This window comes from Pseudoalteromonas sp. CO348, from assembly GCF_004208845.1.
Lineage (GTDB): Bacteria > Pseudomonadota > Gammaproteobacteria > Enterobacterales > Alteromonadaceae > Pseudoalteromonas > Pseudoalteromonas maricaloris.
In genome coordinates, this window is the sequence record NZ_SGPI01000041.1 from 1 (window position 1) to 26,979 (window position 26,979).

Annotated in this window: 16 protein-coding genes; 9 read left to right on the top strand and 7 right to left on the bottom strand. The window is 41.4% G+C overall.

Translation table 11 applies throughout. From position 1 onward, the window contains the following. The 3 genes from EXT48_RS22785 to EXT48_RS22795 all read left to right on the top strand — a co-directional run. On the top strand, window positions 1–2,050 hold a 2,050-nt coding region (locus EXT48_RS22785; RefSeq protein ID WP_165384139.1), incomplete at its 5' end, for an AMP-binding protein. Then, a complete protein-coding gene (gene hpaB, locus EXT48_RS22790; RefSeq protein WP_205992140.1) occupies window positions 2,034–3,572 on the top strand; it encodes a 4-hydroxyphenylacetate 3-monooxygenase, oxygenase component in 1,539 nt (512 codons plus the stop codon). The genes EXT48_RS22785 and hpaB, both read left to right, overlap by 17 nt. A gap of 775 nt (window positions 3,573–4,347) precedes the next feature. Next, window positions 4,348–4,530, top strand: coding sequence for a hypothetical protein (locus EXT48_RS22795; protein ID WP_130165927.1), 183 nt, complete (start codon window positions 4,348–4,350; stop codon window positions 4,528–4,530). A 191-nt stretch (window positions 4,531–4,721) separates the two neighbouring features. On the opposite strand, the gene EXT48_RS22800 is transcribed toward EXT48_RS22795, so the two are convergent. The 3 genes from EXT48_RS22800 to EXT48_RS22810 form a co-directional block, all read right to left on the bottom strand. Further along, window positions 4,722–5,828, bottom strand: coding sequence for a ParB N-terminal domain-containing protein (locus tag EXT48_RS22800; protein WP_130165928.1), 1,107 nt, complete (start codon window positions 5,826–5,828; stop codon window positions 4,722–4,724). Between the two features lie 407 nt (window positions 5,829–6,235). After that, the gene (locus EXT48_RS22805) at window positions 6,236–8,521 is read right to left on the bottom strand and encodes an InlB B-repeat-containing protein (protein WP_130165929.1); all 2,286 of its coding nucleotides are present in this window, start codon (window positions 8,519–8,521) and stop codon (window positions 6,236–6,238) included. A 166-nt stretch (window positions 8,522–8,687) separates the two neighbouring features. After that, on the bottom strand, window positions 8,688–9,575 hold the full coding sequence (locus EXT48_RS22810) for a LysR family transcriptional regulator (RefSeq protein WP_130165930.1): 888 nt from the start codon (window positions 9,573–9,575) through the stop codon (window positions 8,688–8,690). 100 nt (window positions 9,576–9,675) lie between these two features. Here EXT48_RS22810 and EXT48_RS22815 point away from each other — a divergent pair, with 100 nt between their 5' ends. The 3 genes from EXT48_RS22815 to EXT48_RS22825 all read left to right on the top strand — a co-directional run bounded on the left by EXT48_RS22815 (window position 9,676) and on the right by EXT48_RS22825 (window position 12,077). Beyond that, window positions 9,676–10,842: an MFS transporter gene (locus tag EXT48_RS22815; protein WP_130165931.1), complete on the top strand. Its 1,167-nt coding sequence runs from the start codon at window positions 9,676–9,678 to the stop codon at window positions 10,840–10,842. Between the two features lie 84 nt (window positions 10,843–10,926). After that, window positions 10,927–11,454, top strand: a complete 528-nt coding sequence (locus EXT48_RS22820) for a GNAT family N-acetyltransferase (protein ID WP_130165932.1) — start codon at window positions 10,927–10,929, stop codon at window positions 11,452–11,454. 152 nt (window positions 11,455–11,606) lie between these two features. Beyond that, on the top strand, window positions 11,607–12,077 hold the full coding sequence (locus tag EXT48_RS22825) for an energy transducer TonB (protein ID WP_130165933.1): 471 nt from the start codon (window positions 11,607–11,609) through the stop codon (window positions 12,075–12,077). Between the two features lie 442 nt (window positions 12,078–12,519). Here the strand turns inward: EXT48_RS22825 and EXT48_RS22840 are convergent, their stop codons facing one another. Both EXT48_RS22840 and EXT48_RS22845 read right to left on the bottom strand, forming a co-directional pair. After that, the gene (locus EXT48_RS22840) at window positions 12,520–12,951 is read right to left on the bottom strand and encodes a hypothetical protein (protein WP_130165934.1); all 432 of its coding nucleotides are present in this window, start codon (window positions 12,949–12,951) and stop codon (window positions 12,520–12,522) included. A gap of 99 nt (window positions 12,952–13,050) precedes the next feature. Beyond that, complete coding sequence (locus EXT48_RS22845) at window positions 13,051–14,655, bottom strand: HEPN domain-containing protein (RefSeq protein WP_130165935.1); 1,605 nt, start codon at window positions 14,653–14,655, stop codon at window positions 13,051–13,053. 596 nt (window positions 14,656–15,251) lie between these two features. Here EXT48_RS22845 and EXT48_RS22850 point away from each other — a divergent pair. Both EXT48_RS22850 and EXT48_RS22855 read left to right on the top strand, forming a co-directional pair. Then, window positions 15,252–15,665, top strand: coding sequence for a GrpB family protein (locus EXT48_RS22850; RefSeq protein ID WP_240703433.1), 414 nt, complete (start codon window positions 15,252–15,254; stop codon window positions 15,663–15,665). Window positions 15,666–15,794: 129 nt separating this feature from the next. Continuing rightward, a complete protein-coding gene (locus tag EXT48_RS22855; RefSeq protein ID WP_069020479.1) occupies window positions 15,795–15,974 on the top strand; it encodes a hypothetical protein in 180 nt (59 codons plus the stop codon). A 53-nt stretch (window positions 15,975–16,027) separates the two neighbouring features. Here the strand turns inward: EXT48_RS22855 and EXT48_RS22860 are convergent, their stop codons facing one another. Continuing rightward, window positions 16,028–18,634, bottom strand: a complete 2,607-nt coding sequence (locus EXT48_RS22860) for an ExeM/NucH family extracellular endonuclease (protein ID WP_130165936.1) — start codon at window positions 18,632–18,634, stop codon at window positions 16,028–16,030. A gap of 297 nt (window positions 18,635–18,931) precedes the next feature. Between EXT48_RS22860 and EXT48_RS22865 the strand changes: the two genes are divergently transcribed. Further along, complete coding sequence (locus EXT48_RS22865; protein WP_021032516.1) at window positions 18,932–19,666, top strand: ABC transporter substrate-binding protein; 735 nt, start codon at window positions 18,932–18,934, stop codon at window positions 19,664–19,666. 102 nt (window positions 19,667–19,768) lie between these two features. Here EXT48_RS22865 and EXT48_RS22870 read toward each other — a convergent pair whose 3' ends face one another. Continuing rightward, a complete protein-coding gene (locus EXT48_RS22870; protein WP_130165937.1) occupies window positions 19,769–26,929 on the bottom strand; it encodes an Ig-like domain-containing protein in 7,161 nt (2,386 codons plus the stop codon). Window positions 26,930–26,979: the final 50 nt, after the last annotated feature.

Sequence of the window (26,979 nt, forward strand, 5' to 3'; positions counted from 1 at the left end):
GATAGGGCTTACCTCAAGTCATTTGGCATATGTAATTTATACATCGGGGTCAACGGGACAACCAAAAGGCGTGATGGTTGAGCACAAATCGGTCGTGAATTTGATACTCTCGCAAATCAATACGTTCCAGTTTGAATATAATGGAAAGGAAGTTGGTATATTACTTGCCAACTATGCATTTGATGCAGCGGTAGAGCAATTATTCTGTATGTTATTGACGTCTAATACCATTGTCATTCCTTCTTTTGCAGCGTTACTGTCCCCTGTAGAGATATCTAAGTTATTAGAGGAAAACAAAGTAACTCATATAGATAGTACACCCTCGCATTTACTGACCTTAGGTGAATGCCTGAATTCGAAGTATTTAAGAAGGGTAGTCTCCGGTGGAGAAAGTATAAGTTCAAAGCTATATGAGTTAGTATCACCGAAACTGGATTTATACAATGTGTACGGCCCGACAGAAGCTTCAGTCACAAGCAGTGTTTCTCAAGTTAAGTATTCAATAGGGCGGCCAATAGCTAATGTGGAATACTATATTTTGGGTGAGGGTCAAACATTAGTTCCTTCCGGAGCCATCGGAGAGTTATACATTGGAGGAGCAGGGGTAGCAAGGGGGTATCTCAATAAGGAAGAGTTAACTATGGAGCGCTTTATAGAGAATCCATTTAGAAATGGAGACTCAAACATTTCATCGCGATTGTATAGAACAGGTGATTTAGTTCGCTATCTACCAAGTGGATATGTCGAATCTCTGGGCCGAATAGACGACCAAGTAAAGATCCGAGGGTTTAGGATAGAGCTAGGTGAAATTGAGAATACGCTCTCACAGTTAAGTATGATTGACTCGACTATGGTTTTAGCACAAGAGCGTGATGGCAATACTCAGTTAGTCGCTTATGTTAAGTTAGATGATACTAGCAATGAAAGACTAGATATTGTTGATAAAATTAAAGAAAAACTAGCCCTGACATTACCAAGTTACATGATCCCTAGTGGCATAGCGATAGTTGAAACTTGGCCGAGCACTCCAAATGGTAAAATTAATAAACATGAATTATTGAATATAAGCCGCAATTTATTTATGGATAAACTGGAGTTTGAGGCGCCAAAAACTGATATTGAGCAAGTGTTGGTTTCTATATGGGCAGAAGTCTTAATGCGTGATTATCGAACTATTAGCATCAACACTGATTTCTTTCTTTTAGGTGGACACTCTCTGTTACTAGCAAAGCTAGCGGATTTGATATACAAGCGCTTGAATAAAAACCTGAGCCTTTCGATGCTCTTTGGTAACACCACAATAAAATCTCAAGTAGCTCTAATTGAAGCCAATACAGAAGATGATTCGGCACTCTTTACATGGTTAAGTTTTGATAAAAGTGTATCTGAAAACTATATATTCATACCTGGTGCGGCCAGTACATGTAGGGACTTTATCCATATTACGAGAGATCTAAAATCACAAGGGTTTAATGTTGGTGAATTTCGACATGTGGGTATGAATTCAGGCGAAGGCTTTTTTCAAACGATTGGTGAGAATGTAGAAGCATTTGGAGAGTATTTATTTAGTTTAGAAGATAAAAAGGTAACGCTAGTTGGCCACTCCTATGGGGGCGTATTGGCCCTTGAACTATCAACATATTTGCGTAAACTGAACGTTGAAGTGGAGCTAATATTGTTAGATACCTATTTTAATCAACCTAACCAAAAGAAGAGTGCTAAGTTTAAAAAGACAAAAGTACAAACTCCTTTAATTGAGAGGAGCTCAACGGTTGCACCTATATATTTACTAGAATTATACCAACATCAAGCCAATTTATTTGATGAGTATAAACCAGACGAAAGTGTGAAAGAGCCAGTGACATTTATTTTTGCTAATCAGAGCTCATTTTGTCAAAGATCTTACAAAGAGTACTTAGAGAAGCTCTTTTTTCAAACAGATTTAGACTATATGGCTGTAAGCGGAGATCATTTCTCAATGCTTGAAGGAGAGAATGCAGAAAGTATCACTAAAATAATAACTAGGAGTAGAAATGAACATGTGGCCTGAAAATATTAAAAAGGAAAGTAATAGACCCTTTACCGGTGAAGAATATTTAGCCAGCTTGAGAGATGATAGAGAAATTTACATAAATGGTGAGAGAGTAAAAGATGTAACCACCCATCCAGCATTTAGAAACTCGGCTAGGTCCATGGCTAAATTGTATGATGCATTGCATGATGAAGAGTTAAAGAGCAAGCTTTGCTGGGATACGGATACAGGTAATGGTGGCTATACACATAAGTTTTTTCGATTTGCCACGAGCTCCGATGAACTAAAAGAGCAGCAAGAAGCAATTGCTGAATGGTCTAAGCTTACTTTTGGGTGGATGGGAAGAACTCCTGATTATAAAGCTGCCTTTGGAAATGTGCTTGGCGCAAATACATCTTGGTATGGAGAGTATGAAGAAAATGCTAAGAATTGGTATAAACGTATTCAAGAATCATGTTTGTATCTTAATCACGCAATAGTCAATCCACCTATTGACCGTCATAAACCGCTAGATCAAGTAAAAGACGTATATGTGAGGGTCGAAAAGGAAACTAGTGAGGGGATTTGGGTTAGTGGGGCTAAGGTTGTGGCAACCAATTCGGCATTAACGCACTACACGTTCATTGGCCAAGGTTCTGCTCAAGTCATGGGTGAAAATCCTGAAATGGCACTCATGTTCATATGTAGTATGAATGCTCCGGGAATGAAGTTAATTTGCCGTAATTCATATGAGCTAGCAGCAAAGAATGGTGGTAATCCTTTTGACTTCCCTTTATCTAGCAGGTTTGATGAAAACGACGCAATCTTAATACTTGATAATGTATTCATACCAAAAAACAACATACTTATAAATCAAGATGTAGACACTTGTCGTCGATGGTTTGCTGAGGGGGGGTTCGGTAGGTTGTTTCCAATGCAAGGAGCAATACGGTTTGCAACAAAGCTAGATTTTCTTGTTGGGCTTTTAAATAAGTCTTTAGAGTGCACTGGTACACTGGAATACAGGGGAGTTCAAGCTCAATTAGGGCAGGTCGTAGCTTGGAGGAATATGTTTTGGTCTTGTATTAGAGCTATGAGTGCAAATACTGAGTCATGGCATTCTGGAGCTGTTCTGCCGAATGGAGATGCATTGCATGCGTATCGAGTTTTTGCGCCACAGGCATACAGTGAGATCGTAAACATTGTAAAATCGACAGTTGCAAGTGGCTTAATTTACCTTCCATCTGGACATATGGATATAAAAAATGATTACCTAAATCAATACTTAGAGCAGTATGTACGGGGCTCTAACGATATTAGCTCTTTAGAACGAATTAAGGTTTTAAAGCTTATGTGGGATGCAATTGGAACCGAATTTGGCGGGCGTCATGAGTTATATGAGATAAATTATGCGGGCAGTGCTGAAGAAGTAAAAATGCAATGTTTAAGGCATTCTAGAAACTCAAAAAATATGGACGGCATGGTTGCTTTGGTGGATAAATGTATGAGTAGCTATGATATCAATGGTTGGGAGTCTGGTTCTGGGTACGTTTCTTCATAATTATTGAGAGAAATAGCTTTGCTAGGCATGCTATGTTCAGGTAACAATCTTTTAATGTTGCATGATTTATGTACAGCATAGAGTAGCTTTACACACTCTGGGTAATCTCCATTGTTTGTGAGGCTACCAACTTTTTAACCCGTCATTAACTGCAATGGAGGTGGGCAGTCTTGTAATCCGATTATTCAATAAGCATAACTTAGCCCAGATACAAATAAATCGCATGGGCTCTATACAAAAATAACTTAGTTACAAGCTGAAATAGTTTCATTCAGAAATTAAGACGCGATGGTGATTTTAAGAATGCCAAATCTATCAAAACTCTAAAAATGGTAAATTCATATATTAAGACCAAGAGTAAGCTCTAACTACTCGACAAAGCTCAAATCTGTGCATGCTATCGGGAGTTAGGAATTACAATTATCAATACTTCTGTTTTGCCCCTTACGTAGATAGTAATGGGGTATTTGGTACTTTATTTAATTTAATTTTATTCAACTGTGGTTCCTTTTTTAGGTATTTATATTAGCTGGGATATGGTATGAAGTATCAATTGGCAAATAATAAAGACGAGTAAGATTGAACAGTTATTCGCTTTATTTGGTTAATTTTAGGTTAAAAGTGCATTTATTTTGTTGTTTATGATGATTTTATATTTTTTAGGTGTTTTCTTTGTTTCTTTTTTTAAACAAAATGTCTTGTATATCTTTGGAGTCAATGTTACTTTTCATTACGTCCTATGCAACAATATGATGAAATAAAAGGATATTAAAAAATGGGTCGAGCTTACAATTTTTCCAAGGTAAATATACATAAAGCAATTGAAAATGCTTATGCTGCGGGCTACAGGTTGGGGATTTCTGATGGTAGGGAGGGAATAATGGTTAGCCCTAAGGAAGTTTCAAAAATATATGTAAAAGAAGAATTAAGAAACTCACAGAATGTTAGGCAGGCTTAGTTATGATTTATGAATAAGTTAGGAGACACATAGACCAAACTATCCATTTCATATGAATTGATACACTCCATGTTTTGAAAAACTGATTTTGTTTGGCTACTAGCTCAGTTCCAAACCTGCAGTTTCGCGAGAATAAGCCTGACTGCCAAAGAACTTTGAGCTAGGTTTGCCGTTTTAAAATATGCGTTAAGTTAGCCGGAAATTGGATTTTCATTTACGTTGTCAGAACTTTGTAGGAGCTCTACTACTTGGTTTACAGCTTTTTGTATTTGATTTCCGTCATTCCAATCTAATTCTAGCCAATTTATGCCTGTATCTAATTTAAAAATATTCAACTCTAGCAACTTTTTTATGGATGTTGGACTTAAACTAAAGTTTAATTTAACTTTCTCAGGTGCTTTTGGAAGAGACTGCTCAATTCCTGTTAGCTTTTTGGCTAACAAATTGTTGATTTCTTTTTTATCACCGATGTTTAGTTGCTTCTTTCCGTATTGGTGTCGATATTCCTTTTCTGTATCTAAAACAATTTTTTTTACGTTAATGAAAGTTTTTTTCAGCCCAGTTTTGTATGATTCAGCGACTGCTGAATAACGAGTCAGAACATTGTAGTTGTCAAATGCTCCCATGGAAATCCCCAATTTTGACGCGGATTGCTTAACTGTTAGTTTCTTCCCTCCAAGCTTTAACCTTGCGTTATTTAGAGCATCAAGTTCATGCATAGCTCCAGAAAATGCTTGTAGCTTTCCATATGGGCTCAAATCTTCACGGCTAGCATTTTCAACAAACTGTTTCGTTTTAAGTAAATATGGCTTGCTATCGTATACTTTAAATTGTGCCGCAGAACCTTTCCCGTTTGCATATAACAAGGCGAAAAACCGGCGGTGTCCAGTGACAATTTTATATCTACCGTCTGAATCAAGAGGGTATACCGTGGGAGCTTGAATTAGGTCTGATTCGATTATGTTTTCACCTAACTCTACTATTGAATCGATGGACTCGTTTGCCTTTTTCCAATCAGTAGTTCCATATGTTAAACAATTCAGTAAAACAGATTTACCTATAAGGATAAAGCCATCTGCACCATATTGCTTTGCAAGCTGACTTTTCGTAATTTTACGATTTATAAAAGCGTTCGCGTCTGTATCAGAGATAGCTATTGCGGGAAAAAACCTTGCATTCTCTGCATCGGGCAGAATACTATCCAAAAATATTGACTTAAATTCGAAATTTTCAGATGGCAGATCTGGACCATTGTTCAAAGCGTTCAATAGAAGTGTCTCATCGGAAAGCGCGTTCATTCTTTTTGCATCTCCTACTATAAGTTATTTGTTGGGGGAAAGTTACTACACGGTTTAGAACTGTATACTCGTCCGAGACGGCTAGTTAGAAATCCTTTCAGTATTCATGTTAGCATATAGTGTTCTATTCAAAAAGTCGCAAAAATCAGATTAGTATCATGGTATTCATGATTAATCCTAAGGAGTACTGTGGCTTTCGATGTTTGGTTATGTTTGATGGCTTTTAAATTCGATAAACTGAATTAGCTTGTACGAGTGTTCGGTAGATACATTATGTTCCGTAATTTACAGTGTATAATTATGTCGGTTAGCTATATCAAGGGATCCCTATTGAGTTCGGTTAAATCAGCGACAGGTCAGCGACATAAGAAACTTCTTGATACTGCTGACCTGATTTTAGGTTAGCGCTAGCGTAATATTCTGCGTCTAATTGCAACCATGACGCTACTCAATAGAATAAAGAAGTAGCCTAACGCACCACCTGAACTGCCTTTATCTCCCTTATCGGTCGTCGTTGGCGTTGAGTTCGCTTTGTACTGTGCTTTTACAACCAGCTCACTGGTGACTTGGTCAAAAGCTAGATCCCAACCGGTAAATGTATAACCATCTCGTTTTGGCTCAGTGGGCGGCGTTGCTGCTTGTCCATGAGCAACTTCTGCTGCTTTGATGACGGTGTCATTCCAATCCACAAACTTCACTTGATACTTGTTAATCTCAAATTGTGCCGTAATGGTAAGATCTTGATTGACATTATTAAAGCCGGTATTCCAGCCAGTAAATGTATAACCTTCCCGGGGCGGAACTTGAGGAGCCGTTGCAGCACTATTTTCTTCAATAGTTTGAGTAGAAAGCACGCTTCCATCCCAGTTCTTAAACACGACACTAAATTGCTGTGGTTCATAGCTTGTTACCTGAAATGCGACTTTGTTGTCTGTGTAGTCTAATTCAGGGGCTTCTGATGAAAAGCGAACAGTGGGTGCAAACACGCCAGCTTCGTTTGGCGTTACAGTAAATGAAACTTGAACAGATTTAATATCAGACGCGCCAGAAAAACTACAGAAGCGACTGTTACTCAGGTCGATGCAGTTAACTGTATATCCTTGATCTATAGAATGGAAATCAAATTTGACTGCGGCGTCAGCATCGGGGTAGAGATCAAATCGGCGCGGTAAACTGGACAGTGTGTTTTCAGATATTTCCAGTGTAACTCGATTGCTGGCTCCCGTTTTTACCTGTTTTGCTCCCGTTATATCTTTCACTGAGATTTTACTGATCCGTTCTTCATCAACAAAGATATAAGGTGTGGCGCCTAACGTTGTTAATTCTCGTGCTTTTGCACCTTGGCTATAAATGCCAGCAGAATCTATTTGAATGTTGGCATCTAACTGCCAAACACCTTGACCTTTTTGCAAGTCATCTTTGCTGAAATTTAGGCTTGTAGTGCCAACAAACGTATTCTGATCACTGCCTTGTTGCCACTGTTCTATGGTAAATAGTTTATCTTTTGCCTCGGAGCCGTCCGGTGCCCTGAGAGAGTAGTAGCCTTTGGCCATACCAGAAATATCTGAGGCAGTGACAGTTAAGGTAACGTTTTGCTCATTATTAGTTGAGGTCAATTGATGTGACGAAAAAGCGACATTGTCGATGCTTGGTGGGACAATATCTAGTTCAGTTTTATTTTTAACATTGATAGCGGAAGGCAAGCCTAGTTTATTAAAGTGGCCTCGATTGTAAGCACCAATATTTCCATTGCTATCAGTTAGCATCGCAGAGGCAACAAACCACTCACCTGGCAACGCTTTATCTGTAAAGGTAAATGAATAATTCGAACGATACACCCCTTCGACGTCGGTTTCTTGCCAATCAGATGACTCAGCCTGTTTTATCGCAAGTGATTTATACTGGCTAGGTGGTGAAACCCTTATTACACCTTTAGACATCGTTGAGTGGTCATAAGCTTCTATGGCTATATTTACCGTTTTATCACCTGTATTTACATCAACTTCAGTGTCAGAAATGGTAATAGATTTTATTTCAGGGTTAACGCCTTCTGAGACTTTATCATTCGCGACGATGATATGTGGGTTAAAGCCTGCAGCTTCAATTTCACTCTCGCGCAGCCAAAAGCGAACAGCGTTGTTTACATCAAGTATATGGCCTAGGGTTAAAAACCATTTTCCATTGATGTCAGCATCCGTGAAAGTGAAACTAACCTTACTTTCGTAAACCCCCGGTTCGTCCGTTTTCTGCCAATTAGCAGCGGCTGCAGATTTATTGCCACCCCAACTGAAGCCTGTTGGTGGTGATAAATAAACGCGTGAGGATTTTACACCGCTTTCATCATAAAACCTTAATGTAATATCAACGGTTTTGTCACCGTCGTTGACATTAACTGAGTTGGAGCTCAACTGGATTGATCTTAACTCTGGCGGGTTTCGTTCAGTTTCAGTTGTCGTTTTTTGTTCTTGGTAGCAGTGGGTATTGAGTACATCCAACATAGCTTCGGCGGGCAATAAATTGTCACTTGCGCCATTTTCAGCATTTGCCATTAGTAATTCAATTTTTGTATTACAATCTATTTTTGGGTTAGTGATGGTATCTAAACTAAGCGGGTGGCTTGCTTGTACATTCATTGCTGCTAGCCCAGAGACTAGCGTTGCCAGTGTGGTTTTCTTAAAGAGATTAAAACTCATTGTTAGTCCTTTAAAGTTATTGCGTATAGCACTATTTAGCGAAATACTCGGTTAGTACTGATTAGTAGTACAAAATTGAGTAAACACCCTAAATTACCATATGGCTCTAAATCTTTAGAGGTTTTTTTGTACTTAAATTGTGAACAGGTGTGAAAGTCAGTCTTCTCTACTCTTTTGAGTTAAGGTGATTTTTAAGGTGTTCGATAAAAAGTTGGGTTTTATAGGGGGTGTAGTTTGTCTTGGGATAATACGCCCATAATTGTTTTGTTTCGGATTTTACTTCAGGTAATACAGGTATGAGTAAACCTTGGTCGAGCTCCCTTTTCACATAGCTAGGCGCAATAAATACCAGTCCCAAACCTTGTACTGCTGCTGTCAGCATAGCGTCAAGTTGATCAGAGACGAAGTTATAGTTGTCAAATTGGAAGACGTCGCCATTTTCTAAAATAATCCCGCCTAGTTTGTAGTAATAACTGCTTAACAACATTTTATGTTGGCGCAGATCATCAAGGGACTTGATAGACTTATGCTGTTTGAGATAGTGAGGAGCACCAAAGATCTGCATTTGATAATCAATGAGTCTACTACCTTTATGAGAGGCTGAGTCAAAAGCTTCATAGTAACGTGTGATCACTAAATCGTGAGTAAGATCTGGGTGCGCGCCAGGGGCGATGACATTAAGATGAATTTTTAATTTGGGATATTGGGCTAAAAATGAAGCGATATTTGGCATTAAAATGGTGCTGCCTACCGCGAGTGTTGAAGCGATTTTTAAGCTACCAGATGGCGCTTGATTCAGTGCTTGTCCGTGATCTGTTAAACATTCAAACTGGGCTAGCCACAGAGAAGCCTTCGGTAAAAAGTACTCCCCAGCCTCAGTGAGATTGACTTGGCGAGTAGTACGAATAAATAGCGTTAAGCCAAGCTGCTGTTCTAACCAGTCAATTCGCTTGCTCACCGCAGATGCTGAAACACCCTCTTCATCTGCGGCACGAGTAAAACTGCCAAACTCTACAACTTTGCTAAAACTCCGCACTCCGGTTAGCCAATCCATTAATTGTTTCCTAGTAAGAATAAGTGTTTTTATTATTACCTTGTTTTTTGGATATTAAAAGCTCAGTAAAATTACCCTTTATTAAGTTAAGGGGGCTGTCGTGTTTCAAGTTGTGTTTTTAGCTGTTTTGCTGATGTCTTGCTCTCAGATCGCAAGCCAAATCTACATCCCTGTTTTACCTAATATCACGGATTCCTTACAGCTTACGCCTAGTCAAGGACAAGCAGCAGTAATTAGCTATTTCACTACACTAGGAGCTGCGCAACTGCTGGTTGGGCCACTACGAGATAAGTTTGGTGATAGACCTTTATTTTTTAGTGGGCTGGGTATTTTGCTGTTAGGAACGGTTTTTTGTTCGATTGCATCTAGCGCCGAGGTATTTTTTATCGGTCGAGTGTTGCAAGGCATTGGTGCTGCGTCGCCGGTGTTAATTGGTAGAACGCTTCTTGCTGCAAGATTATCGGGTAGTGAACTTAAAAGTGCGATGGCGACGCTATCAATGTCGGTGAGTGTTACTGCTATTTGTAGTCCATTCTTGGCTGGGGTGTTATCTGGCTGGGTAGGGTGGCAGGGGATGTCATGGTTTGCGTTTGCTTATTATATTCTGATACTGGTTTATGGCTATAAAACTATGCAGCAGAGCAGTAAAATTACTATGTCGCTGAGGCCAAACGCGCTCTTTAATGAATATCAAAGTCTATTGTTAAACCGCTCGTTTATTTCCCTCGCGTCGCTCAAATGGTTGCCTACTTTTTTGTATCTCACCATTCAACTGTATCTGCCGTTTTTATTGGCAAGGCAGTTTGGCTTGGACGCCAACGCAATAGGTCAGGCGATGATGATCCCGATGTTTGGCTTACTCATAGGGTCAATTTTAACTAAGGTATTGCAGCGTAAACGCGCTTATTTAGATATCGTGATTTGGACTTGGCCAGCGCTTGTTGTCAGCGTGTTATTGCTGCTATTTGCAAGTGGTAGTGCGCTTGCTGTTTTGCTTGCTTATGCTGCGATTATGTTTGTATTTGGCGCTTATTTTCCAAGTTACATGCACCTTATTGGCGTTTTACATCCAGAGAAAGCAGGAACAGCAAATGCGCTAGTCGGCGCGGTCGAGCTGTTATTTTTTTCTTGCGTGGCTTGGTTAGTCAACCGATGGCTACTAAGTGGCGTTGAGTCACTTGCGGCACTCGTTTTTGGTTGTGCGCTGTTACTGTTTATGACCTGGCGGCATTTACGCACTGTCCTTATGCCGGTTTGTAAAGAGTAATAGAATGCAGAGCTTCTGCTACATAGCGTTTATCTATGAGACTGATGACTATGTATGTGATCTTATGTTTGGGGAAAAATAACAATGCAGTTTGAAACAGAACGTTTATCCATAAGACGAATGACAATGGATGACTTAGATGCGGTTTACAGTCATCGGAAAAACCCAAATACGTCAAAATATATCGGTGCGCCTGCCACGTTTGAATCGGCAAAAGAGAGGCTAATTCAAGCTTGCCAGCCTTGGAAAGGTGGGGTCGATGAGCGTTTGATCCTTGCGATCGTTAAAAAGCCAGAAGCTCAACTTATTGGTGAACTCGTTTTTAAATATGTCGATGCAGGAAAACGGGTCGGTGAGATTGGCTTCCGATTAGCTGAGGCCGAAATTGGCAAGGGGTATGGGGAAGAAGCCGCAACAGCACTGATAAAGGAGGCTTTTCAAAGTCTCTCTGTAGATACCATTCAGGCCATATGCGCCGTTGAGAATCTGCAGTCGCAGCGGTTGATGCTGAAGTTAGGGATGAGACGCAAAACTCGTTTAAAAGCCTTTTTGGATATAGGCAGTGAAAAGCACGATATCTATATCTATCAATTAAATAACCTGAGTTACTAGATAAGGAAATAATTTAAGGTGATTTTAAAACAATGAGTTGGCTCTCTCCTTATCTAAACTTCCAGTTAAATAGAAATTAACTTTAGTTTATGAAGCTTGACCTGTAAAAGGGAACTAATTACAGTGCTTGATTTTAAAGGACTAAACGTGACATGAAAAGAATAACCTTCCTGGCGTTGCTGTTACTCTCTGGATGTCAAACTAGTAACACTTCTGTACCGTTAACAGCTGAAGAGCTAAAACATATTCGCTATGTAGATATGCGACATTTACCCATCAAAACTCAAGCGGATGGTTATTGGGTTCAAAAACGCCGGATAGAACCTATGTATCCAATAGAGGCGGCCAAAGGTGGGATATCGGGATGTGTTTCTTTGACGTTAGGTATAACCCCAGATGGGAGAGTGGGAAGCTATAAAATTACCAGCAGTTATCCCGAGGGCATTTTTGATATCAGCGCACTTCAGGCTATAAGAAAGTGGCGTTGGAACCCCGATGATAATAACCCTGCGCGTCAGGCTATATTAATCGATGCGAAGCTTGATTATTTTGTAATTCAAGGACAAAAAAATTTGGATGAAGCAAAGCGAAACTGTAAATTCACCTCCATTCCGGGGCGTTAAGTGTAGCGTTTTACTGCATAGCGCGCGAACGTATCCGCGCTTTTATGATTTGAGGCAATTAAAATGGAATTTAAACTTTTAGCGCAGCACAAAGCGCTGATACCAATTATTGCTAAGTGGTACAGTGATGAGCAAAACAGTAGTTTAGTTAAACAAGCTAGATTGTACGCTCAGGTATAAGGCTTAATAAAATCCGACTGTCTCATATGTGCAAAACTAGATCGTTCAACAGCAACTTATTATTTTAAATCCAATTGCGATAACGGACGTTCGCCCAACTTGTATTTGGACAAAAGTGAGTTAGGGTATTTATTCGGTACGCCGTATTAAGGTGTTAGCAGCGCAATACAAAAGCCGCCGCACACCACCTTAAACACAAAACGCAACGCATAGCAAAAATATCAAGCGTTGCAAATCACTCTTAAACAAATTGTTATACGAATTATTGTTCACTCAACGCTTTGGCTTCAAATTTGGTATACCATTCAACGAGATGCTCCGAGTGCAAAGTTTCGCTGAATACTGTAAGTGATTTCTTTGAATCAATTTTTTCAATTGACTCAATAAGTTCTTGTGAAGGGAACAATGCTAGATATGCTCGTTCAACTGATACATATGAATGCTTTAGAGTCTTCGATGACTCCAAAATAATTGATACGCCATCTACTTTTACATCTTTTCGATTAAGCAATTTCTGAGCTATTTTTTCGCCAAAACACTTCACTAAAAATTGCTCACATGAACTTTTATTATGAACACAAACCGCTAAATCAACTGATAGTTCTTTAGCCCTTTCAACTGCGAAGCTAACGATTCCAGCATGAGCGCCATTTTGCAAAAGCTCCCATTCTTTAATGAAATAAAACCTTTCCATCTAAACTCCTTTTAATTCAACGCCGCAATGTGCGGATTTTATAAGTGGAGGCGAAGCCGGAACTTTTAAAATTCCGAACCATTGCCTTGTTAGGTGCCATTACAGTAGTGCCAACTTCTTTGATCTGTCAGCATCTATCAAAAGCTCATGGTGGTCTTCATAGAGCTTTTTCACAACCTCTAATGCTATTTTTAAACACTCATCCCTTTTTTGAATGGCAACATCATGAGTTATTTCCTTAACACCATGAACGATTTTGCTTCTTTCTGTATAGAACTTAACTATCTTACTTTGGATTTCCAATCGTTCTTCCTGAGCTTCCGCAAGTAGTTTCGCAATGGAAACCGATATCCTATAGCTTAGCTCAGCATTTCCTCCGAATAGGTTTTCCCAAGCTATGATTGCATCAATAAAGCCATCAATTGGATTCATTCTTTCATTAATAGATGAAAGGATTCGTCTTATTGCTAATCGAATTTTTTCATCATTACTTTCATTTACCAGTTTTGACCAATAGATTACCGCTTCCGTCTCGTTATGTTTTAGCAAGTAATGAGGCATTGGTGAACGGGCTCTGAGGCTCCAGGACATACTTGTACCTTGGCTGAGAGGATCAAAAGCCAACGTCCACGCTTGTGTTATTCCTATTGGAGGACTTCTATCGATAGCTAGTGCAAGTGTGAAAGATAGGTTTTCTTTCGCTGTCTCTAGTTGCTTTCTTGCCTGTTCTAGCTCAGGAGGCCATCGGTTATTATCATCTTGCGGACCCAATTTTACTTTATAGGGATATTTATACTCCAATAACAACCCCAACACTTTGTTTTCACCCCCTAACGTAGATGGCCTGGCCTCATTAGGTAGTAATGACAATATCTCATCGTTGTATGCTCGTAGCTTTCCGCTTTCGATGTCCATTTCAGAAAAATCATCAAAGCCGACATTATGGAAACCTACGAAAGCAGGAACTTCAATTTGATTTCCCTCGCCAATCTCTCGAAGCATTTGAATTGTTTCCTCGACAGCCGAAAGAAGAGCCTGCTGTGAAATCTCGCCTCGGAGTTTCATCAGCTCATAAGCGTTCGCGACAAGTGTGTCTGGAAAAACAGCTAGTTGAATACCTCCCCCTCTACCTGAAGAAGCCATATACTGGCAATGTGTATCCATATCATTTTCACCAACGTTAGTGAAAAGTTTCGACATGGAAACATCATTCATGATGGCGTCAATTAAAACGCCACGCTCTTCCAACTTATAAGTTAATGAGCTTAAATGTGAAAATGTGTTTATAAATAAATGGCTATTTGATGGAAGCTTTATTAAGAATAGAGGGTAAATTTCTAAAGCAATTTTTGAGGCTGATTTAACCAGTGGATCTTCACTTAAAGGTTCGGCCTTTCCCCCGCCTAAGTTCTCATGCCAGACATTAAATATATGCCTTTCATCTTGTAATATTTGTGGAAGTGTATGGAAAACAGAAAAATCCACATCACCTTGGTCAATCCCTTGCATTCGTAATTGCCGACATATCCCAATAAAACTATTAAGTATTTCAGCTCTATCAGCATCCAATTCATATCGACCTTCGCACACTTCGATGGCCTGATCTTCCTCAAGATTCAGGATAAAATGAAGGATTTTATGGCCCATGTTTTTAACGAAAAGAGGGATATTTATAGTTGGCATATTTCCATTCTCTGCTTCCATTGCGCGCACCTAACAATTTTATAGTGCGCTCGTCGCGCATCTTGCTGCCGATGTTACGCGCATGTATTAATAAATCTATTTTTAACAAATAACGTAATGCATTGCCAACCATAATATTTTTATTGACACTAAAGGTACTCTGAAAAAGAAAATGCGCTCGTCGCTCATTTTCTTGAATATATGCGCGAGCTAAATTATTGGAAATCAATTAGCACTTGTCCTAAGCCAACCTCAATGTATGGTTGTCGTTTAAATCAGATCTTTAGAGCATTTACATTAACTCGTTTTGGGGCAGGAGTGAGTTGGCAGAACGACCGCTAGGTATGTGCAAATAGCATACAAATAGCAGACACTCACCATAATATAAATGAAAATTATGGTGAGTGTCTGTGTTAGCCCATACTTCAATAGTGCATTTATCGCGGCGTTTATATGGTAGTGATGATTATAGCTTTGCTTTAGCTGTATACTGTTCCAAACCGAACCTGACGCAACTATGGGATCCTCCTTTCAATGGCAGACCAAGCTATTTCACTTTCTAAATATAATCAAGATTGGCAACGGATGTTCCAAGATGAAAGCTAAGATTAGCGCCTTTGCTTTGCCCCTGGGTTGAAGGTGGTATTGAGCATGTGGGTAGTACAGCGGTGGTTGGTATGGTTGCTAAGCCGGTGATAGATATTATGGTGGGTGTTAAGTCACTAAAAGCGTCAAAAGAAGCTATCAAAGTCCTTACTCAACACGGTTATTGTTATTACCCCTATAAAGCTGACGTAATGCACTGGTTTTGCAAACCAACGCCTGAGTTTAGAACCCATCACTTACACCTTATTCCCTACAATAGTACACTTTGGCAAGAGCGTATTTCTTTTAGGGATAAATTAAGAGCATCATCAGATTTAAGAGTTGAGTACTGCGCATTAAAGCAGAGGTTAGCACAAGAATACAAAGATGACCGCGAGCAATATACTCAACAAAAGTGGCCGTTTATTAGCCGAGTATTAGCTTGACGGTGATTGAAATTCACCTCGTGTTACTTTACCAAGCATGAGTAAGCTGATAGCTTCAAGTACCAGTCTCTTGAATGAGTTATTTAAGTCGATTGGCAAATCACAAAATCATTGATAAGGAATATAAAAATGAAAATTAAGCTCAAGAAAAGTAAGCTTGTAGAACTTTCGGTAAATAGTAAGACACTTAATAACAAATATACACCGATGATTGCCGGTGGTGATACAACAATCCAGCCCCCTTTGATCACTAACGCACAAGAATGCCCTATACGCACGCAGACCTGTACAAAAATAGGTTTATGCTAATTATTCTTAAAAGAAAGGGAAGCTAATTGCTTCCCTTTACCATGGTTATTACTTTAATTCGCTTTTGTCGCTTTATATTTGATAGTTACGTTGTAGTAAGGGAATAGACCGCGTAGGCGGAAATTCCATTTACCTTCTGCAGGTTCGTCAAATACACAACTTTCTTCGCTGCCCCAAAGGTATGGGCGACAGTCGTACTTGAAGAAGTTTGGCATTTTCTTATGGCGTACATATAGGTCTGCTTCGCCTTGACCTGTGATTGACACTTCTAGTTTATCAAAGCCCGCTGGTAGCTCGATTGAGCGATGTTGCCACCAGAACCAACCTGCAAGGCCTGTAAACTCGCCTTCGATAATCGTCGGCTCTTTAGCAAGGTTAAGATCGATAACCACTGGGTCATGATCCGATGCGCGATAAGCGTGTGTTGCGTAAAGACTTGCTTTGTGAGTATCTGATTTGTACTCAGTGTTGTAATCTAGCGCGACGGGTTCGTCAGCATTGATATGCCAATCTGTTACCGACTTTACTTTCTCCATCATCGTGTTTGAAGCAAAGGCGTGATCTAGGCTACCGATACGCCCTTGATACACGTATGAATAATCTAAGCTATTGCCATGAAGCGTTTGCTTGATGTTGGCATAACCATTCTCGACATAGGTGTTGATTGGATCTTCCTGAGCGTAAGCATTCATGTCACCCAGAATAATCACATCATCTTCTGCAACTCCTGTCGGATTTGTGCCAAGCCAAGTCGCTAGGGTATTAACCGCAGTGACTCGAGTTTGGTTCCAACAACCTTGACCGTCATTTTGGTCTTGATCTAAGCCCTCAGCTTTTGAACAACTGCCTTTAGAGCGTAAGTGAGCCATGACCACAGTGAAGATTTCTTCGCCGTTTGCCTCTTTGAACGTTTGTACGACAGGAGGACGGTTACCGTAATCAAATGGTACTGTTTCGGTAAATGCTGGCGTGCCTACTTCAGCTACCTTGTTACTACGATAGATGATACCGGATGTAATTGCATCCCCACCCACTTGGTCAACATTAAGGTTTACAAATGCATAGGTATTAGCAGAGTCTACTGAATTTAAAGCGTTAACGAGGTCGGCAATTGCACTAAACTCACCAAAGCCGTCATTTTCTACTTCAAGTAGACCGATGATATCAGCATCGAGCGCCGAAATTGCAGCAACCGTTTTTGCTTTTTGACGTTCAAACTCTTCTAGATTGTCTGCACCACGTGATGTTGGGAAGCCTGCACCTTGACCGTCACCATTGAAGTAGTTTAATACGTTGAAGCTAGCAATACGTAAATCTCCACGCACTTCTACCTGAGGTGCTTCTGTACGTAGATTAGTATGAACAAAGTTTGGTGTTGTTGTTGGGTGAATACGGTATTGGCTATAACCATATCCCATTACACCCTCAAGGCCCGTCACTGAATCGCCCAGTCGTAAGGTGTTATAGGCATCAAGTGTGGGTGATGGGTAAGGAATAACCTCTGGGTTTTGTACTGATGAACCATCATCAAGTAAAATTTCTTTGCGCTTGTTCTCAGCTTCTAGCTGGTTTGCTGCATCACCAGGAGTAGCTACTTGAGTGCTTTGGTACAAACGTTCAGTACCTAAGCGTACTTCGCCGTAACGTGCAAGTCCGTATGTATCGTTAACGACCAACTCATTTGAAATCGAAACCAACATGCCTTCGTAGGCTTCAAGGCCATTCTCTGCAGGTAAAGTAACGGTAGTCGCTGAAGCCGTTGCAGAACCGCATAGCTCAATTGCGTCGACGTTAATAAGTTGAGTTTGACCATATTTCTCTTCAACTTTACCACGTAATTTAACCACATCGCCGGTGCTTACTGGTGTTGCAGAATATACGACAAAAATACCTTCGGACGTATTACTATCAGCATCATAGTCGGTGCTTTCTTCTTGAATGAAAAAGCCGCCAAGTCCTGCATCTGATTGTAGGCTTGCAGTGACAACAGCTTGAACTTCAACCGTCTCTCCAGCTAATGGACTTGCATCGCCTGCGCCCTGAATGGCACTGATCAAGGTATTATTTTCGCCACAGATAACAGGCTCTGGCTCAGGTACGTCACCGCCATTAATGTGGATACCTAGGTTGCTAAAATCGTCTTTAGCAAGTGCAAGCCATTGTCCAGCGCCAACAAATGCAGAAGTTGCATCGGTGCGGCCAGTGGTTATTGCAGGATCTCTGACAAGCGTTTTATCTTTTGTTCTAATATCGCCATCAATCCATTCACTACCTGGGTCGACACCAACCTGACCTAGGCTATCAACAACTGCACCATTGAGCGTAAGTGTAACGGCGTCATCACCATTAAACCAGCTACTTGTGTTTGTTAACTGTGCCTTTGCGATGATCTCTGCTGCGGAGTCAGCATGAGCAATAACATAAGTTGATTTAGCCGCAAGTTCACCACTTAGTTCTATATTCGTGCGAGCTTCTGTTGCGCCATTAAAGAAAAAATTGACTGAGTAACCAGTTAGATTGACAGCTTCATCACTACCATTGTAGAGCTCAATAGCTTTGTTATAACTGCTACCTTCGACATACTCAGAGATAATCACCTCTGCTTGTGCATTTAGGCAAGCTAATGCAATAGCTGAAGCTAGGATAGATTTTTTAATCATTTTTTATTTTCCCGTGTATTAGAATTATCCGAATTTTTATTCGAACGCAGTATTTTAAGCGCTATTGATGACAATTCAATTAAACTTCACTGTTTGTTTACATTGGTTTACACTAAATTGTGTGTTGAAGGACAAAAGTCGTTGAATTTTATGCCATATTCAAACGTTGCCTGTGAGCAATTATGTGTATATTTCGAGATGCAACGGTTGCGCTATACTCAATTAGGATCGGAGCAAGTATTTGTAGCAAAGTTGCCAGTCAACTTAGTTTGAAAGTGAAGGCGGGAGTGCGTAAACATGGCGATAAAGAGTGTAAAACAGTCATGCCTTCTGTTTATTGCCCTGTCATGCACATCATCGGCAAATGATGCCATAGTGGGAGCACATAATGTTTGGCCTCCCTACGTCATTAACGAACATTCCGGTTTTACTGTTGATTTAGTTCGCGCGGCATTTAAGGCCGAGAATCAAGATTTTGAAATGCTCATTATGCCATTCAGTCGTGCCATGCGAATGGTTGAAAAAGGGCAGGTCGATATGATCCCCGCTTTATGGCGTTCTGAAAGTCGCGATGAACGCTTTATTTTTAGCAATGCTTATTACAGTAATAGGCTGGTACTTATTTCACGTACAGAGCCAACCATTCATTTTAAAGAGTTGGACGATCTTAAAGGACTAAGTGTATGTGCTATTCGGGGCTTTCGTTCTGAAATTGCACTCGCTCAGATCCCACAAATTCGCCTAGAAAAGCTCACAAACCTGACTTCCTGTTTGTCGCTTCTCAATAAAGCGCGAGTAGATGCTGTAGTTAGCGACGAGCTTGCTTTTGTGTATTTACAATCTCAACACGCTGAATTTCACAGCTTCAAAGTACATCAACCGACCATAGCACAATGGCCGCTCCATATTGGCGTTAGCAAATCTTATCCGAATGCAGTAGAAATAATTGAGTTGTTCAATAAAGGTTTGATACAACTTAAGACGAATGGTATTTATCAGGCAACACTTAAAAAGTATCATTTAGATGAGTGAATAAACTAGCATACTCGCTTCTGTTAGTACTGTGTTTTATCGCAAAAAGAAGGGGTGATGAAGCTTAACTTCATCACCCCTTATCGTGAGGTTGTTAACCTGTTAACGCACAGTAGCTTGCCAACGGCGAACTACAGCAAGTGCTAGACTGGCCCAAATCAACCATAATGGCATACTACCGCCATCACTCTTGTTCGTGACGGTATCAGTAGGTGCTTTGTTGACAGTAATATTCACACTACCTTGGACACTTGCCTCACCATCTGTGATTGTGTAGGTAACGGTTTCACTGCCAACAAACCCAGAATTTGACTGATAGGTTATGCTGTAATCAGCATTAACTGCGACACTACCGTGCTGTGCTGTTGCTTCAGTTACTTGCAGCGTATCGCCATCGCTATCACTGTCGTTTGCTAGCACATTAATGGTAATTGGCTTTCCTGAAACAACCGTTGCAACATCGGAAACCGTTATGGGAGCCGTATTGGCAACTACAGTAATTGTAACGCTCGCTCCCGCGGTTCCTCCATTACCATCAGTTATGGCGTAATTCAGAGTATCTACTCCTATATATCCTGCGTTTGGTGTGTAGTACAGGGTATTATCTGAATTGATCAGCACTTCACCAAAACTGGCTGACGCATTTGCTATGGTAAGCATATCTCCATCAGCATCAGTGTCATTCGCTAAAACGTCAATAGTAATATTGGTGTTCCACTTCATACTAATTGAATCGTCTAGGGCTACAGGCATCTGATTATTTGAGAGTAGTACACCCACACCACCTGGGTCCACGATACTGCCATTTGCTTCACCATCGTCATCATTGATACCACCATCTTCTATCTGAAGTTGCACACACCAATGACCTTCAGTCAGTCCTGACGACCAGTTTTCATCTCCTGGAGGAGGACAAATGCCAGGTTCACCTTCTGCACTAAAGACAAGGTTATTTGCGTCTTCCACAAAGTTCACCCAAAGGCCTGATGACGCTTTAAACTTACGGTAAACGGCATCTCTTGGGATTGGTAAGCGCTGTGGCATCACTAATTGATACACTTGACCTGCTTTAGGTAATCCATAAGCGATAAAGTCAAACAAGCCGCCAGTGATTTGTGCATCATCATCGCTGCCCAGTTGTGAGTTACCCTCGTCATCTGTCATGAGTAGGCCACCAGTTTCACCGCTCGCGGTAAACTCGCCTTTACGTAAACAGACTCCAGGGTTACCTTCGACTAAGAAGCCATCCTGTGTAACCACTTCTTGAGGCATAACATTACACTCGGTGATTGCATCTTGGTAATCAGGGATCCCGTCACCGTCGTCATCGGCATAACCTTCTTGGCTGTCAGGAATGAGATCGCCATCGGTATCTTCCGTATCAGATAATTGCTGCAATGATTGGGTCACTTGGATAAATACGCTATCACTATCTTGTGCACTACTTGAATCTGTCGCGGTGTGTGTCACCTTGTAAGTGCCTGGTTGTAGATCCTGAGGGTTAAAGCTCAGTTGCAGTGTATCTTCCGTATATTGGTCGGAAGTCATACCCGTTACTTTCCATGTGCTCGCCACAGTATCATCAACATTTGGATCACTTACCGTTGCAACGACAGACACAGCCCCTTCTTCTTGGCTAACGGTTAACCGATTTTGGTCATTCTGAGTCACAACTAGCGAGACTTCAGGCGCAATATTTTGTTCACTCACCGTAATAGTGGTTTCCCGTTTTGCACCAAGATTAACACCGCTATTCAAGCTGACAGTGATTGTCTCATCACCCTCAAACTCCCCATCTGCAACAGTTTGAATTGAAATATTGGCTTTTGTACCTGAGCTTATCGTTACCGAGCCACTATTCAAGTCATGATCCACACCAGATGTTGCACTGCCTGTCACCGTGTAGTCGACAGTTACTGGATATTGTGGAGCAGGGCCATTTAGCAGCACTTGAATATCTATCCTAGTGCCTTCAGCAATGGTTTTATCTTTACTCAACGACACTAGCGGATTAACTCTCAACAACTGTTGATCTGTTCCTAAATTACCGTTTGCATCTGTTGCTTGCCAGTAGACGTTATGTACTCCCGGTGCAAAAATGGTTTTACCTTCTGTTAGCGTAACGGGTAAAGGCTCTCCGCTGCTATTGAGTGCTGTCGCAGTACCCAAGTTCACTTTGGTGAATAGACCCGTAGCATTAACCTCTAAATCTTCAGGGGCGGTGACAACAGGAGGTTCACCATTGACTGCACCACCTATTTCTAACAGCGCACTCGCTTTAGCTCGACCACCATGACCATCACGAATGGCATAGTTCAGAGTAACAGAACCCGCGAAGTTACTTGGAGCGGTGTACTGTAGAGCATTGTCGACTATGCTGGCGCTGCCTAAACTTGCCTTGACGCCTTCAATAATGAGGGTATCACCATCTACATCGGTATCATTCGCTAGCACATCAAGGGTGAATGTATTATTGGTTGAACCATCAAGCTGGAAGCTATCGTTATTTGCAATGGGTAAGTCATTTACAGGTGTGATAGTTAATGTAACGGTATAGCTATCACTTTGCAGTTCTCCATCGCTTACTGAATACGTAAAGCTATCGTCTCCATTGAAATCAGCTTCTGGTTGATATACCCAGCCTGTACTACTGCTGGTTAATGAACCATTTGCTGGCTGACTACCAACTGTCAGCGTTAAAGTATCATCTTCAGCATCTTGTAATGTCGGCAGAATAGTCAAAGAGGTATCTTCTTTAACAGTGAGCGAGAGGTTTTCACCAGTTGGTGCCGTATTATCAGCAACCACTTCAAGGTTAAATGCTGGTAAACTCGCATTGTCAGTGCCATCACTGACGCTGATTTGAATACCGCTAGTTGTACCAATATCTGTCTCTGATGGTGTACCAGATAGTTCACCGGTTGATGCTGAGAATAATGCCCAGCTTGGCTTATTCGAGATCGTAAAGTTTAGCGTGTCCTCATCTTCATCTGTTGCTGCAGGTATAAAACTATAGTTTTCCCCGACAGTGACTTTCATGCCAGGTGTACCACTGATAGTTGGCAAGCGATTGATGTTGACCACACTTAGCGTGAAGTTAAGGTTTGCGCTTTCACTACCATCACTAACACTGATTGTGATGTTGTATTGCTCACCACCATCATTAAAGGTAGGAGTACCTGTTAGTGTACCCGTTGTACTACTGAATGTTGCCCAATCAGGCGCGTTGGTAATGTTAAAAGTAAGATTGTCATTATCCTCATCAGAAGCACTTGGGGTAAAGCTATAACTTACTCCTTCATTTACCGTGGGGGGAGGTGTTCCACTTATTGTAGGAGCCCGATTCACATCGTTTACAGTGATAGAAAATGTCAGGTTTTGAGTGGCACTACCATCACTTACCGTGATCACTATACCGCTATAAGTACCTGATTGATTGAAGTCAGGAGTTCCTGTTAGCGCTCCTGTCGTCGAGCTAAATGATGCCCAACCTGGTTTATTGCTAATAGAAAAACTCAGGTTGTCATTATCAGGGTCGCTTGCCGTTGGTATGAAATTATAAACACCACCTTCAAGTACCGAAGTAGACGGAGTACCACTGATAGATGGTGCCCGATTCACATTTACAACACTAATAGTAAAGTTCAGTGTCTGTGTAGCACTACCATCGCTGGCCGTTATTACAATACCGTTGTAGTCCCCAGCATCAGTAAAACTTGGCGTGCCGCTCAAAGCTCCTGTGCTGGTACTGAAGGTAGCCCAACTTGGTTTATTGGTGATACTGAAAGTAAGCGTATCTCCATCAGGATCAGAGGCCGTTGGAGTAAAGCTATAACTACTATTTTCATCAACGCTGGTCGCTGGTGTTCCACTAATACTTGGTGTACGGTTTACATTGACGACAGTAATATCAAAATTTAAGGTATCGCTGGCTGTACCATCACTCACTGTAATAACAATACCATTGTATGCACCAGCATCGGTATAACTAGGTGTTCCCGTTAAACTACCAGTTGAGGTACTAAAAGTTGCCCAGCTTGGTTTATTTGTGATGCTAAATGTTAAGGTGTCGTTATCTTCGTCAGTCGCAGTAGGTGTAAAGCTATATGCAACATTTTCGTTAACGGTCGCCGCTGGGGTACCGCTGATAACCGGTGCTTTATTTAGCTCAACTACAAAGCTAAAGGTTTGATTGGTTATAGCGGTAACACCGTCTTCTAAGCCATCCTCTAGTGAAAAGACAAAACTGTCACTCGCATTTTGAGAGTCGTCGTGGGTATAAAAGAGATTACCACTCTCAATATCAGCTTGTGTGAATGTACCATTGCTGCCGAGTGCTTCACCGCTGTCTAAGCTGTCATTACTGTTGGCATCTACAAAGAGGCTTCCGTGGCTTGGTAAGGTAGTTACCGTATACGTCAAACCTGTACCGCTATCATCTACGTCACTTGCAGACAGCGCAGAACTCGTGATGTTTATTGTTGTACCACCATCTAAGGTTAAACCCGTATTCGTTGCGACAACGGGCGCATCATTAACGTTTGTCACCGTAATGGTGAAGCATTGCTCACTAGTCTCAGTACCGTCGGAAACAATTAAACAAATATAGTGATCGCCAACATCGTCGTTGGTCGGTGTACCTGTTAAGGTCGTTTCAGCAGGTGATATCTTTCGAATACGATGGTTACCTGTATCTGCAACGTACACAACGTCATTACTGTCAACCGCAATACCATAGGGTTGACTAAAGCGTGCCACACTTACTAGCCCGTCGGTATTTCCTGAAGCCCCTGCGCTTCCTGCATAGGTTGTTACCACTCCAGTACTGGTGATTTTACGAATGGTGTGTGCAGCTTGCTCGGTTACATAAAGGTTATCAGCGCTATCTGCGGCCACATCATAAGGTTTATTAAAGCTAGCTTGCGTTCCTGTACCATTTGTTGAACCTGCAGAGCCTGTGCCTGCAAAAGTGGTTACAACGCTTGCCGAAGTTATTTTACGAATAGCGTGATTGTTGCGGTCAGCAATAAATAGGTCGTTATTGCTATTGCTACCACCATTATAAGGGAAGTTAAATGTTGCAGATGTTCCCGTTGCGTCCGTAAATCCCGACGAATTTTTACTACCTGCAAATGTGGTTACGACGCCTGCAGGTGTAATTTTACGAACAATATGAGGGTTTGTCTCTACGACATAAAGATTCCCGTTGCTGTCAATAGTAATCCCAGTTGGTGCTGCGAAGGTTGCAGCTGTACCCGTTCCATCATCGCTACCGTAGGTGCCGCTACCAGCAAAGGTCGTTACTACACCTGCTGGCGTAACTTTACGAATAGTATTGTTAGAAGAATCTGCAACGTAAACATTACCAGATGAATCTAGCGTAACGGCTTTGGGGAAGTTAAACGAAGCTGCGCTTCCTGTTCCGTCGTCAGAGCCTGCACTTCCAGAACCAGCTAGTGTCGTTACTACCCCTTCAGGGGTTATTTTACGGATAACATGGTTACCATAGTCAGCGACGTACACGTTACCGTTACTGTCGGTTACCAAGTCATACGGCGATTTAAACGAGGCGGCAGTGCCTGTACCATCTGCATAGCCCGAACTTTGACCTGCAAGGGTCGACACCGTTGCCTCTGTGCTTGTGTTTAAGCTTAACCAGCTAGGAAGCGGAGTACTAGCCGAGATGGAAACGGTGACTGCGTCTTTGTCTGGGTCGCTAGTTGTCACTGAATATTTGTATACTGAATCCTCAGTTGATGCAGTGACCGCTGTGGAAGTAAAGGTTGGCTTATCGTTGACTGCCGTGACGTTTACGGTGCTGGTTGCGGCACTACCATCAACGGTACCATCATTCGGCGTAACCGTAAGCGTCATTGCTGTTGTAGCGTCTGCTGCTGTGGTAATGTTGAGTTTAGTCGTCACATCTAGGTAGGTATTAAGCGCAGCCGCCGACCCACTTAATGTCATACTTTCGGTACCACTTCCTGCTATTGTGACGCTGCTCACTGTACCATTACCATCAGTGCTTGCGATGGTGCCGCTGTCCAGCGCTAAGGTGACTGTTAAGTTGTCATCTTCTCCATCAGCTAACGTTACTGCAGAGAGATCAATCGTTGTCGCGACATCTTCTGTCACAGTAAAACTTGTTGGTAAATTGCTAATTGTAGGAGCTGTGTTGGAGATATTAGCGTCTAGATAGGCTGACTCATGCCATGCAACACAGATAAAGTTGATAGCGTTATTACAGGGGATACTACCAATTAATGCATACCAGCTGCCATTTTGATTGACTATTCCTTTGACACTACTTGAGGATGAAGTACCTCCTGAGCAGTTGCTTGCGGTACTTAGAGTGCCATTGGATTCTGAAAAGCTCCAAAAGTATTTTACGTTTCCCGAATTTTCTAGTATGTCGGATGGAGTGCTGAACACATTACTATTAAGAGCGCTAAGTGTGCCGTTAACAAAGTCATCCCAGTTGGCGTCAGCAAGCTTAACGCCTCCGCTATTATAGACATTGACATTAGGCATACTGTAATTGGTGTCAAGACTGGCGATATCATCCGATGCAGTGAATGACATAACCGCGTGTGCCTTCACAGGTCCATTACTTACAGCGGTTGTTGCTGAACTATCAATTTTATTGTTTAAGCGGCTATGCTTGCGGATAAATTTACTTTTGCACATTGCATCAGCATTCGCTCTGGCTTCTGCTGCAGTTGCACCAAAGTTACCGTTACTCAATTCGCTTGTTTGGTCGGCGTAGTCAAATACCATGAGTTTATCTGAAGCAGGCAACGTTGTGCCATTACTAACATAGTAGGCCTCAAACACTTCAGGCTTAATACGGTTACTCGCCGGTAACAATGAGACAACACCATTGTAGCTGGCAAGGTCGCCTCCAGAGAGCGTAACATGGTAAATCGAGCTGTTACCCGAGTCGACGGTGACTTGTGTGACTGATGCGGTTGTTTTACTACCTGTGTCAACAGTTGTGTTGTTGTCGGCGTCTTGTTTATCTTCATCGCCTAGAATCGTAAAGTCACTGGCAGTTGGTGCAACGGTATGTGCATTAACAAACGTGACTTTAAAGACCAGTTCATCAGCATTTGTCACTTCATCTGATGGCGTGAGTCGTTCGACTTTCTTCCAATTTTCGAGTGCAAATGCGGATGAGGTTAAGGCGAAAAATATACTGCCAGCTATGCAGCTGTTAGAGACAATCTTACGAACACGGCTTAAAAGTGAGCGCTGTGTAATCATAGTGACCCCTGAGAGTTTCAGTTTCTAGGTTGATAACATTAATAGAACTG